The sequence below is a fragment of the Thalassotalea sp. Sam97 genome, assembly GCF_041379765.1.
Lineage (GTDB): Bacteria > Pseudomonadota > Gammaproteobacteria > Enterobacterales > Alteromonadaceae > Thalassotalea_A > Thalassotalea_A maritima.
Map to the genome: position 1 here is coordinate 98,138 of NZ_CP166919.1, position 15,872 is coordinate 114,009.

Below are 15,872 nucleotides of genomic sequence, written 5' to 3' on the forward strand. Positions count from 1 at the left end.
CTATTGTCGCCGTAAATAACTTGATTTACGTTATGTGATTAACTAAAAAGCCAACATGATTGTTGGCTTTTTAGTTTCTAACAATTGTCTGTTCTAGTGGATAGCTGTTTAGTTACGTAAAATTCGGTAGTCATCAACCGCTTTACAAACTTGTCTGACATAAGCACGACGTAACTTTCGATTTGGTTTGAGTTCTGGACAATAGTCACTATAAAAGGCGCGCAAATTATCTCTCGAATCGGTAATTTGCTCAACGTAAGCTAATTCTGAGTTTGAGTAGTTTTGCAGTTCTTTACTTAATACCGTGATCACCTTTTTTGGTGAAATGCGTAGCTTCGTTCCTGCAACTTCATTAAACATAGTTTGCGCGGTATTAAGCTGTTTATCATACCAAGCGTTTAGCTCTTGATTAGGATAGTAGTGAAGGTATACAGCGATAGCGACAATAATGATGAGCAGGTTTTTCATAGCGCCTCTATTTTTATTATTATTTGCAAAAATGTAACTTAGGGCTTTCAACCCCTTCTGTCAGAAAATAGCAGAAAACTTAATCTAAATCACACTTTTACTCATATGAGTTGTTATAATCGCTGGCGTATAAATAAAAACTTATTCATTTTCGGCAAATTCAACGCTTTTAGTCATAATTAACATGTTGCCGTCAGCTTTGGGAATTGCATATGAGCGAAGACAACAAACCTGCAAAACCGGTCCAAAAAATTATTCCTGTCAAAAATATTAAAGTTGATAAGGGATCAGCTGCGGCGGTTGAATATAAACCGCGTGATCAAATTTATGTCCGTAAAGTTGAGGGTGTTTTTCAGCGTTTACGTCGTTATATGAATCTTTTCTTCTTTTTCATCTTTGCTGGTATTCCTTGGCTGCAATTTAATTCACAACAAGCTGTGCTATTTGATATTGGTGAGCAGCGTTTTAATATTTTTGGTCTTACATTATGGCCGCAAGACCTAACTCTATTGGCTTGGATTTTTATCATCGGTGCATTTGCCTTATTTTTTGTCACCACCTTTTTAGGTCGTGTATGGTGTGGTTACTTGTGCCCGCAAACGGTCTGGACGTTTATTTTTATTTGGTTTGAAGAAAAAATAGAGGGCAGTGCTAACAAGCGGAAAAAGCTTGATCAAAAACCAATGGATGTTGATAAGTTTTGGCGCAAAACCGCTAAACACAGTTGCTGGATTATGTTTTCGTTATTTACGGCTATCACCTTTGTTGGCTATTTCACGCCAATCCGTGATTTGGTGGTGGATTTCTTTACCTTTAAAGCCAGTATTATGGCGACTGCCGTTATCTTATTCTTCACGTTTTGTACCTACGGCAATGCCGGATGGATGCGTGAAGTTATGTGTTTACACATGTGCCCATATGCTCGTTTTCAGTCGGCGATGTTTGATCAGGACACGCTAACGGTATCATACGATGCTGCACGTGGAGAGTCGCGCGGGCCACGTGGGCGCAAAGCCGATCCTAAACAGCTTGGTCTTGGCGATTGTATTGATTGTAATTTGTGTGTTGAAGTTTGCCCTACCGGCATTGATATTCGCAATGGCTTACAGTATGAGTGCATTAACTGTGGTGCGTGTGTCGATGCGTGTAATGGCGTGATGGAGCGCATGAACTACGCGCCTAACTTAATTAGTTATACGACAGAAACCCGCTTACAAGGCAAAACTGTGCATATTCTCCGACCTAAGTTGTTCATGTATGCGCTGGTTATGGTGGTGATGTGTGGCTTGTTGGTGAATGAGTTGGTGACGCGAGTGCCTGTACAATTGGATATTATTCGTGACCGCAATGCGTTATCTCGCGAGAATATCGATGGCTATATCGAAAATGTTTATACCTTAAAAATTCTTAATAAATCACAAATTGACGCAACCTACCGTATTCGTGCCCAAGGCTTGCCGGAGCACCAATGGCAAGGGCAACAAACGGTTGAGGTAAAAGCAGCAGACATAGAAACAGTCACCATATCGTTAGCGATAGATCCCTACGAGTTGAAGCAGTTTAAAACCGATATGTCATTTGTTGTTGAGCAAATACAGCCACAAGACGATGCGGTACGTATTTCTCAAAACAGTGTCTTTTTTAATAAACGCTAATGACAGATTTTACTTTTTCCAAGCTCTCTCCTGAGTGCATTATCGACGCTCTTGAAGCACATGGCTTTTATGTTGCTTCAGGGCTATTACCACTGAATAGTTATGAAAATCGGGTATACCAATTTCATGACGATGACCGCATAAAGTATGTGACTAAATTCTACCGGCCACAACGCTGGACAAAGTCGCAAATTATCGAAGAGCACCTGTTTGCTCTCGAGCTTGCTGATGCTGAAGTGCCTGTTGTTGCGCCTATCGTTCGCGATGGACGTTCGTTATTTGAATACAATGGCTTTTATTTCGCGGTATTCCCATGTCGAGGCGGCCGTATTTTTGAAGTGGACAATTTAGACCAGCTTGAATGGATGGGGCGATTTTTAGGGCGCATACATGCGGTTGCGAGTAAGCAAAACTTTATTCATCGGCCAACATTTAGCTGTCAAGAAATGTTAGTTGATGCGCGGCAAACTTTATTGTCTGCCGAAATTAGTTCTACCCTACAGACGCCTTTTTTTACTGTTTTAGATCAAGTCATTGACCTGACACAGCAACAATATAACCCAAGCAAACTAATGCGCTTACACGGTGATTGTCATGCCGGCAACATTTTATGGACGGATGCTGGGCCGCACTTTGTTGACTTAGACGATTGTCGCATGGGACCCGCGGTACAAGACATATGGATGATGCTTAGCGGCGAACGTGCTAACAAATTGTTACAACTTGATACCTTGCTGCTTGGCTATGAAGAGTTTTTTTCATTTGAACATCATGAGCTTTCATTGATAGAATCGATGCGTTCAATGCGATTAGTTAACTATATGGCTTGGTTAACAAAGCGCTGGCAAGATCCTGCATTTCCAAGAAACTTCCCTTGGTTTAATACCGAAAAATATTGGGAACAACAAATACTGGCACTGAAAGAACAGTATGCGGCAATGCATGAACCGGCGTTAACTTTGAACCAAGCATTTTAATTGTGGTCATAGCGCACATGTTTTTATAGGAAATCCAATAATGAAAAAATTAATCTCTACTTTTTTGCTAACCTTGTTGTTACCAATTGCTGCGCATGCCGCAGATTATAAAGAAGGTAAGCACTACACCGTTGTCAACGATACTCTGACTAAAAAGCCAGAAGTTCGCGAGTTTTTCTCGTTTTATTGCCCACACTGTATGCGCTTTGAACCGTTCATGAAAGATTTGGCAAAGTCTCTACCAGAAGGCGTTAGCTTTGAAAAGAACCACGTAGATTTTTTACGTGCAGCAAGCCCAGAGGTACAGTTTGAAATCACCAAAGCGATGATTGTTGCAGAGCAATTACCACAAGCAGACAGCCTTGTTGCCGCAATGTTTGATGCTATTCAAGTTCAACGCAAACCTCTTGCATCGCAAGCTGAGTTGCGAGAGCTGTTCACTAAGCAAGGCGTTGATGGTGAAAAATTCGATAAGTTAATGAAAAGTTTTGGTGTTAACTCAAAAGCAAAGCATATGAAGAAATTGCAAGAACAGTACACTAAAAAGCGTGCCTTAACGGGGGTGCCAACCATCATTGTTAATGGTAAATATCGCGTCAATGCTAGCGAATTAAACCGCGAAGCATTCTTAGATGATTACAAGAACATTGTTCTATACTTGCTTACGCTAAAATCATAAATCAAAGGCTTTGATCACCACGACGTGTAATGTGTTGCGTGTTAATGTTATCTAAGGGGCTAGTTAGCCCCTTATTTTTTACCCGCTATGTGGCAACTATTATAGAGTGTCTAATGGCTTAGATGAGTTCAACACCACGAGCGGCGTTTACCACCTTGGTATGTGTAACCGTAACCGGCTTTTGTCAGTAATAGCGCAAGATTATTGCCGTCAACATAGACATCAGCAAGTAAACGAAAGTACTTACCGCGCCCTATATTGCGCAGTTCAATACGTTGCGCTTGTTCAAGTTGCTGTTGACTGAATAGCTTAGCCTTTTTCGCCAAATGCTTTTCTTGTGGGCATTTTCCTCGAAGCTCTGGAGTATCGACACCTTTTATTCGTATTGGCGTATTTTCACCAATGATTTGTGGCCAACCAACAATGTTGGCTCGAAAGGTATCGCCATCGTAAACACTGACCAATAATACATTGGCGACATTGCCATATTCTTTACCATGACTATGACCCGAATAAGCGGCAATAAAGAAACTACAAATAAAATATAAATACGGCATAGACAATGGTGGGTTCGTTGTGTTGAGCGTTATCCGTTAGCGGGGCAAATAATGATTTTTTTCGCGTCAATAAATTGTTGTCGTTTATTATTTGCAAGGTAACTTAGAGAACCCTCTACGAGCAACTGATCGCCTACGCTTGCTTTGTTGTAAAAGTATTCTGCAGGTCGTCCCCAAAGGTGCACTAACCGTTCAATTCGCTGACCAGCGACTCGGTGCTCAGTATCACCAAAACCTGATGCATTAATCGTTACGTTGAATTCTACAAGTGGGGTGTTGTTTTCTGTGTGAACAAGCTTTACATCGTTTTGCAGTGTTGCTTGGCAGATAAGTTGGTTTACCGAATTGTGAACACCTTTGCCTAATAAAGACAATGATTGCACTTGCACAAAGTCTTTGCTTAGCTTAGTACTGGTCGTTAGCGCACCATGAATTAATACCAGTTGCCCTTTGTTGGCATATAAAAATTGGTCTTCAACATGCGCTCCTTCAAAATGACAAGGATGGTAGCTTGTCCAATCTTTATAAGAGCTAGTTTTTTTATCGAACCATGAGTGATTAGTGGCGATGACAAATTCAGCGACCGGCACGACAGGGTTGGCACGGTAACGAATCTCTGGCTTGGCAACGAGGTTACCAGCTAGTAGTACGTGACATTGCTGTTTTTTTTCTGGTTTCTTGTCTATAGGGCGTAAGGTCTCAGACATAATACTAGAGTGTCAGGTAAAGAAAATATCATATGCGAAATCGCTCGCTTCGCCAACACTTAAAGTTTATCCACAGATCGCGGTTCCCTTTACTTGTTATATGCGTAGTGCTCTTCAAGCATTTTGTCGATCATTAATTTACCAAAATTTTGCTTGTAATGAGCTGGCTCCCAAAAGTATTGATGATTGTTGTTATCATCTAACACGTTAGAAAGCTCTTTGGCTAATTCGGTGAAATCATAAAAGTGGCAATTTTCCGCGATATTATTTTTGAGTAGTTGTCGCCAATCTTCAAATGCATTGGTTAATGCTAAGTTATCGATAACCTGATAATAATCCCGATGGTAACCGTTGATGAATACGAAGATTTGCGCTTTTTCATGTTTTTCTATAAATCGTTGTAAAACGTGATAGTCACTGTTGGGGTTCAGGTGTTGGAATTCGCCATACCAAGTCCGTTGTCGAATCTGTTTATACAATGCGTCTATCTTTTGCTGAAATAACACTTGTTCTCCTTCATATTTGAGCACGGGTAAGAAATCCAATGCAGGGTTAAACCCGTTGCTCATTCGATTTGAGTATTGTTTATCTTGTTGAAGAGTAGTGTTTAATGATGCGATTAGTGCATCAAGGGAAAATATTGCTGCGAGCTTATCGGTGATTTCGTTTACTTTTAATTCTGCGTGCGTCGTGGCACGCCCAGCTGGTGGGTTCCTATGAAGAAAATCGACGAAATCTAAGGACAAAAATATATATTGCACATCATTTTCAGCCAAAACACGATCGGCATATTGCAGTTGTTTTACTATGCCAACACCAGGAAGACCAAGATTGTAAGTGTTAGCGAAGATATCTTTGGGAAAGTCTTGCGGATTAAGACCCATTTCAACACGTGAGTTACCAATAATTAAGGTATTAATATTATTGAAAAAGGGCTGATATAACTTGGTTGTTCTTACTCTATCTGAAATATATGGCTTAATTTTGTTAATCTTGTCGAATCGACCGATGTTAAATATATCGAAAGGATTTATCACAATGTTAATTGTGGCGATAAGTGTCATCAATACGACAAAAGCACTAAAGAATGAAATTAAAAATTTTGACGGTGACATAACTACCTTTAGAACTGAAAATATAAAAATTCTGAAATTTGGAGCAAGGTCAATACACCAAATGTCAATGCATCGAAGATAGTGCGCCAATCCTAAAATCAAGTAGGTAGCTTCCATGAGCTGTTTGTGACGTTAATTTGGCGATGATTTGGTTGCTATTCGGAGCCCCAATAGCGATTATCGTTGCAATAATAATTAGCCCCCAGGCTTTTACAAAGTTGCTACCACCGCCAAGATAGGTTGTGATGCCCATTGACTGTATCAGTTCATTAAGTGGTAGCCGTACATAGATAGCATTTGGTATCGCAACACCGTTAGCGCCAAACATGCCCATTAAAATTGATGTTGCAGTGTTAAGGTCATGGCTTCGGAAGAAAACCCAAGCAATACAGACAACAATAAATGTAACAATTAGGCTAGCTGTTCGATACACGCGGACTTTGAAAAGAGCAGGGAAAGTTCGCTCGATGAATGAACGCCAAAAATGATGAATAGACAAATATAGGCCGTGTAGTCCACCCCATAGGATAAAGTTCCAGCCAGCACCGTGCCACAAGCCTCCCAAAAGCATTGTAATCAATAAATTCCGATAGCGTTTTACTTGACCAAACTTGTTGCCTCCTAACGGGATATATAGGTAGTCCCTTAAAAATGAAGAAAGGGTGATATGCCATCGTCGCCAAAAATCAGAGATATTGCGAGCCTTATACGGCGAGTTAAAATTGACAGGCAGAGTGAAACCAAACATATAGCCTAAGCCTATCGCCATGTCTGAGTATCCTGAAAAGTCAAAATATAACTGAAACGTGTAGGCTAAAGTACCTTGCCATGCGCTAAGCAGAGTGATTGTTGTATCTGGATTATCAAAAACCATATTTGCATAGGGAGCGAGGCTATCTGCAATGACCGTTTTTTTAAACAAACCAATTGAAAAAAGGCAAATTCCGGTAGCCAAATTAATCGCGCTTGTATTCGTTGTCGAGAGCGAAGTGATCTGTGGATGAATATCCTTAAATTGCACAATTGGGCCAGCGATAAGCTGCGGGAAAAACGTCACAAATAGCATGTATTGTGCAAAGGTATGCTTTGGTGTGTTGTATCGATAGCACTCAACTAAATAAGCAATCTGTTGGAATGTAAAAAATGAAATTGCTAAAGGTAAGAAAATTTGTTCAAGGTGAATAGGTTGCTCGAGAAAAATGTTAACTTGCTCAACAGTGAAATTGGCGTACTTAAACAGCAAAATAACAAATAAATTTAGGGCTATACCTAGAGTCGCTATGATCTTTCTATATAAGACTTGGGATAACAGATAATTGCCTAAAGCAAAATTTATGCATATTGACAGGATTATTAGGGCGAGGTATTCGATCCGCCAGTAGCCATAAAAAAATAATGAGCAAATCACGAGGCCGTATATAGCCCACGTCGCATTGTTCCGTAACAGAAAACGAAACAAGAAATAAGCGACAGGTAAAAACGCAAAGATGAATATATACGAATTAAATAGCACTGTATTTTTTTTAGTATGAGCACATTTAAAGTAAGTATGTACACCAATGATGGTATTGCAAATTTATGGTGGGTTAAGGTTAAATTTCGACAAACTCACTTCAATGGAATAGATGTTAACAGCAGGGAATACTGACGAGGACTCTTTTGCTATGGCTCCTACTTGGGGTGGGAGGTACGATCAGCTGTAAAACGGTTAATAAAACATGCTATTAACGTTGAAAAAACTTATAATGGCGAGGCTCGTTAAAAGGGGCCAAAACAAAATAGAATTATAACAAATCACTAACCAGATGATAACAACATGTTGAATAAGCTTAGTTTTAATAATCTTAGGGGAGATTTATTTGGCGGTTTATCCGCTGCGGTGATCTCATTGCCTTTAGCACTAGCATTCGGTGTCGCCAGTGGTGCCGGTGCTGCAGCAGGTGTTTATGGTGCTATTCTCGTTGGTTTGTTTGCGTCTTTGTTCGGTGGGACGAAAACGTTAATATCAGAACCAACAGGTCCAATGACTGTTGTCTTTACCGTGGTGATAGCTAACATGTTAGCAGAGAACCCCGAAAATGGTTTAGCAATGGCTTTCACTGTCGTGATGCTGGCAGGTGTATTCCAAATCATATTGGCCAAGCTGAAGTTGGGTCGATACATCACTATGATGCCGTATAGTGTTGTATCAGGGTTTATGTCGGGGATCGGGTGTATATTAATTCTCATTCAGCTTGCCCCGCTGTTGGGAACGACCGCACCAGAACCAGGGGTAATGGGAACCGTTCTTCATTTACCGCAAATCTTATCGTCCATTTCATTCTCTGAATTAGCTCTATCAATACTCGCTCTAGCCATCTTATTTTTCACTCCCAAGCATGTTAAGAAAAAAGTACCACCGCAGTTAATTGCGCTCGTAGCACTTACTGTGATTGCTTATTTATTGTTTGGTGAAGATCAAATACAGCGTGTCGGTGCTATTAATATTGGCTTACCAGAGCTACAGTGGCCAACCATCGACTTGTTTCTTATTGACGACATGCTTGTTGATGCACTCATTCTTGGAACGTTAGGGTGCATCGATTCTATGTTAACCTCATTAATTGCCGATAATTTAACGAAAGAAGATCACGATTCAGACAAAGAGTTAACTGGTCAGGGGATTGGTAACTTGGTATCTGGATTATTCGGCGGTTTACCTGGTGCTGGTGCTACTATGGGGACCGTGGTAAATATCCAAACAGGTGGTCGCACAATCTTATCGGGTGTGTTCCGTGCGCTGATTTTAGCGTTAGCGGTATTCTTGCTAACAGATTTATTATCATTAATTCCTGTTGCAGTGCTAGCAGCGATAGCATTGAAAGTGGGCTTGGATATTCTTGATTGGAGTTTTATTAAACGAGCCCATAAGGTTTCCGGCCACACTGCGATGATCATGTACTTAGTCTTGATTATTACCATTTTTGTTGACTTGATTGTTGCCGTTGGTATTGGTTTGTTTATCGCCAATATTGTCACTATTGAGCGTTTAAGTGCCGCACAGCAAAGTCGTATTAAAACCATTACCACAACCGATGATGAGCTAACACTATCTGAAAGTGAACAAGCGGTATTTAATAAGTTCTCTGGTAAATTATTACTGGTTTACTTAAGTGGACCAATGATGTTTGGCTTATCTCGAGCAATGTCCCGACAGCACCGTGTGCTACCAGATTATAGTTATGTTGTTATGGACATATCAGATGTCTCATTTATCGACGATACGATCGCTTTGACATTAGAAAATGCGATTGCCGAAACTAAAGAGCATAATGTTGAGTTGCTCTTAGTGCGTCGTAGTAATGGTATTAGCTCAAAGTTAGCGAAATTAGGGATACTAGATTTAGTTCCCGATTCACATCAGTTCTCTTCACGAGCTGATGCCTTTGCTTGGTTAAATGATATTAGCGAGCAGTAACACACTGTGCGATTAGCCGATGATTTAACAATTAGGCTAATCGCATACTCTCTTAAAAAAGCAACCATAGAGTGCTACTCATTAATACAAGATAAGCAATATAGCTACATCAGTAATAATTACAGCTGTGGATACCGACGTGTTGATAATTTACGCAGCTACAAGCCTGAATGCGCGATCTTATTAATTTACGCTAGCAAATAAAATAGCAATCTAATAGAATTCAAAACAATTGGTAAGCTCCCGTGGTGAAATGGATATCACATGGACCTCCGGAGTCTAGGTTACAGGTTCGATTCCTGTCGGGAGCGCCATTCTTTTCTTATACAACCTTATCCCCTATATATCTCGTGAAATTGTAAGTAATGTCGTGTCGACCCAAAAGGCTCATTGCGTCGGCTAGTCGATTATTTACAAGCTAACCTATAGCATACATTGGATGTAAAAACGTATTAATCACTTAGTTCGAGCCCTTGCTCCAGTATTTCGCAGATATTAGACATACTTTACTTGGTATAACTGCTCGTCAATACTCACTAAAAGACAATTTGATAAATTAATAAGCATCTTCCTGTTGTAGCGGAAACAACCGCAAATAAGTCATTACTTACGGCTTTAAAGGTAATAAAGCTCTTGGTTGTGCGTTTTTTGAACGCTTGAACGTGAAAATGATTTTTTTCAAAAAAAGGTGTTGACGTCTTCACAAAAATCCCTAAAATGCGCTTCCACTTCGACGGCAAAGGCCAACGGGGTGTTTTGATAAGTTAAGTTGTTCAATATGAGCCTTAACGGCCAACAAAAACTTTTGAAAATTAATTTTTAAAAAGTGTTGACATCGAAACTGAGATGCGTAAAATGCGCATCCACTTCAACGGCAAACGCCGATGAGGTTCAAGTGATAACGAATGCGATTATTACTTCAATTCTTTAACAAATAGTTATCATGCAATTTGTGTGAGCACTCACAAGAAAATGGTTTTACCATATTGTCTTTAAGACATAGCTTGATGAGTGACACGCAAAACGACATATGTCAAGTTGGTAGCAATACCAACAAGCGTAATTCATTGAGCAGATTCTTCGGAATCACGATTTAATTTTTAATTGAAGAGTTTGATCATGGCTCAGATTGAACGCTGGCGGCAGGCTTAACACATGCAAGTCGAGCGGAAACGATTCTAGTTTACTAGAAGGCGTCGAGCGGCGGACGGGTGAGTAATGCTTGGGAATATGCCTTTAGGTGGGGGACAACAGTTGGAAACGACTGCTAATACCGCATAATGTCTACGGACCAAAGGAGGGGATCTTCGGACCTTTCGCCTTTAGATTAGCCCAAGTGAGATTAGCTAGATGGTGGGGTAATGGCCTACCATGGCGACGATCTCTAGCTGGTTTGAGAGGATGATCAGCCACACTGGGACTGAGACACGGCCCAGACTCCTACGGGAGGCAGCAGTGGGGAATATTGCACAATGGGCGAAAGCCTGATGCAGCCATGCCGCGTGTGTGAAGAAGGCCTTCGGGTTGTAAAGCACTTTCAGTAGGGAGGAAAGGGTAGTCGCTAATATCGGCTATCTGTGACGTTACCTACAGAAGAAGCACCGGCTAACTCCGTGCCAGCAGCCGCGGTAATACGGAGGGTGCGAGCGTTAATCGGAATTACTGGGCGTAAAGCGTGCGTAGGCGGATTGTTAAGCGAGATGTGAAAGCCCAGGGCTCAACCTTGGAACTGCATTTCGAACTGGCTGTCTAGAGTATTGTAGAGGGTGGTGGAATTTCCAGTGTAGCGGTGAAATGCGTAGAGATTGGAAGGAACATCAGTGGCGAAGGCGGCCACCTGGACAAATACTGACGCTGAGGCACGAAAGCGTGGGGAGCAAACAGGATTAGATACCCTGGTAGTCCACGCCGTAAACGATGTCAACTAGCTGTCTGTGGACTTGATCCGTGGGTAGCGTAGCTAACGCGCTAAGTTGACCGCCTGGGGAGTACGGCCGCAAGGTTAAAACTCAAATGAATTGACGGGGGCCCGCACAAGCGGTGGAGCATGTGGTTTAATTCGATGCAACGCGAAGAACCTTACCATCCCTTGACATCCAGAGAACTTACTAGAGATAGTTTGGTGCCTTCGGGAACTCTGAGACAGGTGCTGCATGGCTGTCGTCAGCTCGTGTTGTGAAATGTTGGGTTAAGTCCCGCAACGAGCGCAACCCCTATCCTTATTTGCCAGCGCTTTGGGCGGGAACTCTAAGGAGACTGCCGGTGATAAACCGGAGGAAGGTGGGGACGACGTCAAGTCATCATGGCCCTTACGGGATGGGCTACACACGTGCTACAATGGCGGATACAGAGGGCAGCAAGACCGCGAGGTGGAGCGAATCCCAGAAAGTCCGTCGTAGTCCGGATTGGAGTCTGCAACTCGACTCCATGAAGTCGGAATCGCTAGTAATCGTGGATCAGAATGCCACGGTGAATACGTTCCCGGGCCTTGTACACACCGCCCGTCACACCATGGGAGTGGGTTGCAAAAGAAGTAGCTAGTTTAACCTTCGGGAGGACGGTTACCACTTTGTGATTCATGACTGGGGTGAAGTCGTAACAAGGTAACCCTAGGGGAACCTGGGGTTGGATCACCTCCTTACCTTAAGTAAAACATTCCTTGTCGAGTGTTCACACAAATTGAATGATAACATTCGCATGCCTAAGTCTTAGATTTAGACATGATGCTCTTTAAAAATTTGGAAAGCTGATATTAAACCCGGTATTTCATAGAAGACTATGTCGCGTAGTTCTTCATTAATATGTGAAATACCAAAACGAAGAAGAAATTCTTCAAAATTGATTTTTAAAATCAATTTCTTTCAAGGTCGAATTTAGTACTTCCATGTACAATTCGACATCCAAACATCCGTGTTTGGAACATTCATTTATGAATGCGTGAACATGTCAGACATACATTTGAGCTTGGTTTTGTCACCAAGCTACTCGAAACTTTTTGGGGTTGTATGGTTAAGTGACTAAGCGTATGTGGTGGATGCCTTGGCAGTTAGAGGCGATGAAGGACGTGTTAATCTGCGATAAGCTGTGTTGAGCCGATAAAAGGCGTTATAAGCACAGATTTCCGAATGGGGAAACCCACCTGTCATAAGGCAGGTATCGTTAAGTGAATACATAGCTTAACGAGGCGAACCGGGAGAACTGAAACATCTAAGTACCCCGAGGAAAAGAAATCAACCGAGATTTCCTTAGTAGCGGCGAGCGAACGGGAATTAGCCCTTAAGCGGTTTGTGAATTAGTGGAATAAGCTGGAAAGCTTGACGATACAGGGTGATAGTCCCGTACACGAAAATAACCTTACCGTGAAATCGAGTAGGACGGAACACGTGAAATTCTGTTTGAATATGGGGGGACCATCCTCCAAGGCTAAATACTCCTAACTGACCGATAGTGAACCAGTACCGTGAGGGAAAGGCGAAAAGAACCCCTGTGAGGGGAGTGAAATAGAACCTGAAACCGCATACGTACAAGCAGTGGAAGCCTTCGGGTGACTGCGTACCTTTTGTATAATGGGTCAGCGACTTACATTTTGTAGCAAGGTTAACCGATTAGGGGAGCCGTAGCGAAAGCGAGTGTTAACTGCGCGTTTAGTTGCAAGGTGTAGACCCGAAACCCGGCGATCTACCCATGGGCAGGTTGAAGGTTGAGTAACATCAACTGGAGGACCGAACACACGTATGTTGAAAAATGCGGTGATGACCTGTGGGTCGGAGTGAAAGGCTAATCAAGCCGGGAGATAGCTGGTTCTCCCCGAAATCTATTTAGGTAGAGCCTCGGACGAACACCACTGGGGGTAGAGCACTGTTAAGGCTAGGGGGTCATCCCGACTTACCAACCCTTTGCAAACTCCGAATACCAGTGAGTGATATCCGGGAGACACACGGCGGGTGCTAACGTCCGTCGTGGAAAGGGAAACAACCCAGACCGCCAGCTAAGGTCCCAAAGTCTATGTTAAGTGGGAAACGATGTGGAAAGGCCCAGACAGCTAGGAGGTTGGCTTAGAAGCAGCCATCCTTTAAAGAAAGCGTAATAGCTCACTAGTCGAGTCGGTCTGCGCGGAAGATGTAACGGGGCTAAACATAGCACCGAAGCTGCGGATTTGAACTTAGGTTCAAGTGGTAGGGGAGCGTTCTGTAAGCCGTTGAAGGTGTGTTGTAAAGCATGCTGGAGGTATCAGAAGTGCGAATGCTGACATGAGTAACGATAATGGGGGTGAAAAACCCCCACGCCGAAAGACCAAGGTTTCCTGTCCCATGTTAATCAGGGCAGGGTAAGTCGGCCCCTAAGGCGAGGCGGAAACGCGTAGTCGATGGGAAACAGATTAATATTTCTGTACTTCTTATAATTGCGAAGGAGGGACGGAGCAGGCTAGGCAAGCATGGCGTTGGTTGTCCATGTGAAAGTATGTAGGCTGAGAGTTTAGGCAAATCCGGACTCTTAAGGCTGAGATACGAGACGAGACTCTACGGAGTTGAAGTTGTTGATGCCATACTTCCAGGAAAAGCTTCTAAGCATCAGATTATAAGGAACCGTACCCCAAACCGACACAGGTGGTTAGGTAGAGAATACTAAGGCGCTTGAGAGAACTCGGGTGAAGGAACTAGGCAAAATAGTACCGTAACTTCGGGAGAAGGTACGCCGGCTAGTGTGAATCCCTTGCGGAGTAAGCACCGGTCGGTCGAAGTAACCAGGTGGCTGGAACTGTTTATTAAAAACACAGCACTGTGCAAAATCGAAAGATGACGTATACGGTGTGACGCCTGCCCGGTGCCGGAAGGTTAATTGATTGGGTTAGCGCAAGCGAAGCTCATGATCGAAGCCCCGGTAAACGGCGGCCGTAACTATAACGGTCCTAAGGTAGCGAAATTCCTTGTCGGGTAAGTTCCGACCTGCACGAATGGCGTAATCATGGCCACACTGTCTCCACCCGAGACTCAGTGAAATTGAATTTGCGGTTAAGATGCCGTATACCCGCGGCTAGACGGAAAGACCCCGTGAACCTTTACTATAGCTTGACAGTGAACATTGCTCCTACATGTGTAGGATAGGTGGGAGGCTTTGAAGCGAGTACGCCAGTATTCGTGGAGCCAATCTTGAAATACCACCCTTGTATGCGTGATGTTCTAACCTGGGCCAATAATCTTGGCTGGGGACACTGTCTGGTGGGTAGTTTGACTGGGGCGGTCTCCTCCCAAAGCGTAACGGAGGAGCACGAAGGTTGGCTAAGTACGGTCGGACATCGTACGGTTAGTGCAATGGCATAAGCCAGCTTAACTGCGAGACAGACACGTCGAGCAGGTACGAAAGTAGGTCATAGTGATCCGGTGGTTCTGTATGGAAGGGCCATCGCTCAACGGATAAAAGGTACTCCGGGGATAACAGGCTGATACCGCCCAAGAGTTCATATCGACGGCGGTGTTTGGCACCTCGATGTCGGCTCATCACATCCTGGGGCTGAAGTCGGTCCCAAGGGTATGGCTGTTCGCCATTTAAAGTGGTACGCGAGCTGGGTTTAGAACGTCGTGAGACAGTTCGGTCCCTATCTGCCGTGGGCGTTTGAGAATTGAAGAGGGCTGCTCCTAGTACGAGAGGACCGGAGTGGACGAACCTCTGGTGTTCCGGTTGTCACGCCAGTGGCATTGCCGGGTAGCTATGTTCGGAACTGATAACCGCTGAAAGCATCTAAGCGGGAAGCAGGCTTTGAGATGAGTTCTCACTGGGACTTTAAGTCCCCTAAAGGGTCGTCGGAGACTACGACGTTGATAGGCAGGGTGTGTAAGCGTTGTGAGGCGTTGAGCTAACCTGTACTAATTGCCCGTGAGGCTTAACCATACAACACCCAAGAGGTTTTCCTCAGGTGTATATGGTCTGACATAAAAAAGTTCAAGCATTCATATTGAAAGAAAAAAGTTAAATATCAGATTTCCGAATTTATAAAAGTTTTTTGTCTGGCGACAATAGCACTTTGGAACCACCTGAACCCATGCCGAACTCAGAAGTGAAACGAAGTAGCGCCGATGGTAGTGTGGGAGTTCCCATGTGAGAGTAGGTCATCGCCAGGCTTCCAATTCTGAAAAGCCCGTTCCTTTGAACGGGCTTTTTTCGTTTAAGGTATTGGCTCGGCCTACGTCGTAGTTATCGAAAGATCGCATCTATGCATTTTCGATATTCACCACATCCATATGGCTTATCCCTATGCT

The 15,872-nt window shown here is 43.1% G+C and carries 9 protein-coding genes, 1 tRNA gene and 3 rRNA genes; 8 read left to right on the forward strand and 5 right to left on the reverse strand.

Translation table 11 applies throughout. The features are described 5' to 3' along the window. Positions 1–108: 108 nt before the first annotated feature. Positions 109–468 carry a hypothetical protein gene (locus tag ACAX20_RS00430; RefSeq protein WP_371187590.1) on the reverse strand — a complete coding sequence of 120 codons (360 nt, stop codon included), beginning with the start codon at positions 466–468 and terminating at the stop codon, positions 109–111. Positions 469–680: 212 nt separating this feature from the next. Between ACAX20_RS00430 and ccoG the strand changes: the two genes are divergently transcribed. From ccoG to ACAX20_RS00445, 3 genes are read left to right on the forward strand one after another with little or no spacing between them, the layout of a single operon-like run. After that, positions 681–2,123 carry a cytochrome c oxidase accessory protein CcoG gene (gene ccoG, locus ACAX20_RS00435; RefSeq protein WP_371187592.1) on the forward strand — a complete coding sequence of 481 codons (1,443 nt, stop codon included), beginning with the start codon at positions 681–683 and terminating at the stop codon, positions 2,121–2,123. Further along, positions 2,123–3,100, forward strand: coding sequence for a serine/threonine protein kinase (locus ACAX20_RS00440; RefSeq protein WP_371187594.1), 978 nt, complete (start codon positions 2,123–2,125; stop codon positions 3,098–3,100). Before ccoG ends, ACAX20_RS00440 begins: the two co-directional genes overlap by 1 nt. Before the next feature lie 40 nt (positions 3,101–3,140). Beyond that, the gene (locus ACAX20_RS00445; RefSeq protein ID WP_371187596.1) at positions 3,141–3,779 is read left to right on the forward strand and encodes a thiol:disulfide interchange protein DsbA/DsbL; all 639 of its coding nucleotides are present in this window, start codon (positions 3,141–3,143) and stop codon (positions 3,777–3,779) included. Between the two features lie 128 nt (positions 3,780–3,907). Here ACAX20_RS00445 and ACAX20_RS00450 read toward each other — a convergent pair whose 3' ends face one another. The 4 genes from ACAX20_RS00450 to ACAX20_RS00465 form a co-directional block, all read right to left on the reverse strand. After that, a complete protein-coding gene (locus tag ACAX20_RS00450; protein ID WP_371187598.1) occupies positions 3,908–4,336 on the reverse strand; it encodes a thermonuclease family protein in 429 nt (142 codons plus the stop codon). A 29-nt stretch (positions 4,337–4,365) separates the two neighbouring features. Continuing rightward, positions 4,366–5,043, reverse strand: coding sequence for a single-stranded DNA-binding protein (locus ACAX20_RS00455; protein ID WP_371187600.1), 678 nt, complete (start codon positions 5,041–5,043; stop codon positions 4,366–4,368). Between the two features lie 89 nt (positions 5,044–5,132). Beyond that, positions 5,133–6,158, reverse strand: a complete 1,026-nt coding sequence (locus tag ACAX20_RS00460; RefSeq protein WP_371187602.1) for a hypothetical protein — start codon at positions 6,156–6,158, stop codon at positions 5,133–5,135. 64 nt (positions 6,159–6,222) lie between these two features. Continuing rightward, positions 6,223–7,566, reverse strand: a complete 1,344-nt coding sequence (locus ACAX20_RS00465) for an MBOAT family protein (protein WP_371187604.1) — start codon at positions 7,564–7,566, stop codon at positions 6,223–6,225. A 408-nt stretch (positions 7,567–7,974) separates the two neighbouring features. Here ACAX20_RS00465 and ACAX20_RS00470 point away from each other — a divergent pair, with 408 nt between their 5' ends. From ACAX20_RS00470 to rrf, 5 genes are all read left to right on the forward strand, one after another. Further along, positions 7,975–9,615 carry a SulP family inorganic anion transporter gene (locus ACAX20_RS00470; RefSeq protein ID WP_371187606.1) on the forward strand — a complete coding sequence of 547 codons (1,641 nt, stop codon included), beginning with the start codon at positions 7,975–7,977 and terminating at the stop codon, positions 9,613–9,615. A 239-nt stretch (positions 9,616–9,854) separates the two neighbouring features. Beyond that, positions 9,855–9,929, forward strand: a tRNA-Arg gene (locus tag ACAX20_RS00475). A 787-nt stretch (positions 9,930–10,716) separates the two neighbouring features. Further along, positions 10,717–12,256: ribosomal RNA gene (locus ACAX20_RS00480) — 16S ribosomal RNA — on the forward strand. 366 nt (positions 12,257–12,622) lie between these two features. Next, a 23S ribosomal RNA gene (locus tag ACAX20_RS00485) occupies positions 12,623–15,504 on the forward strand. 115 nt (positions 15,505–15,619) lie between these two features. After that, a 5S ribosomal RNA gene (gene rrf / locus ACAX20_RS00490) occupies positions 15,620–15,734 on the forward strand. Together the 16S, 23S and 5S rRNA genes form the textbook arrangement of a ribosomal RNA operon. Positions 15,735–15,872: the final 138 nt, after the last annotated feature.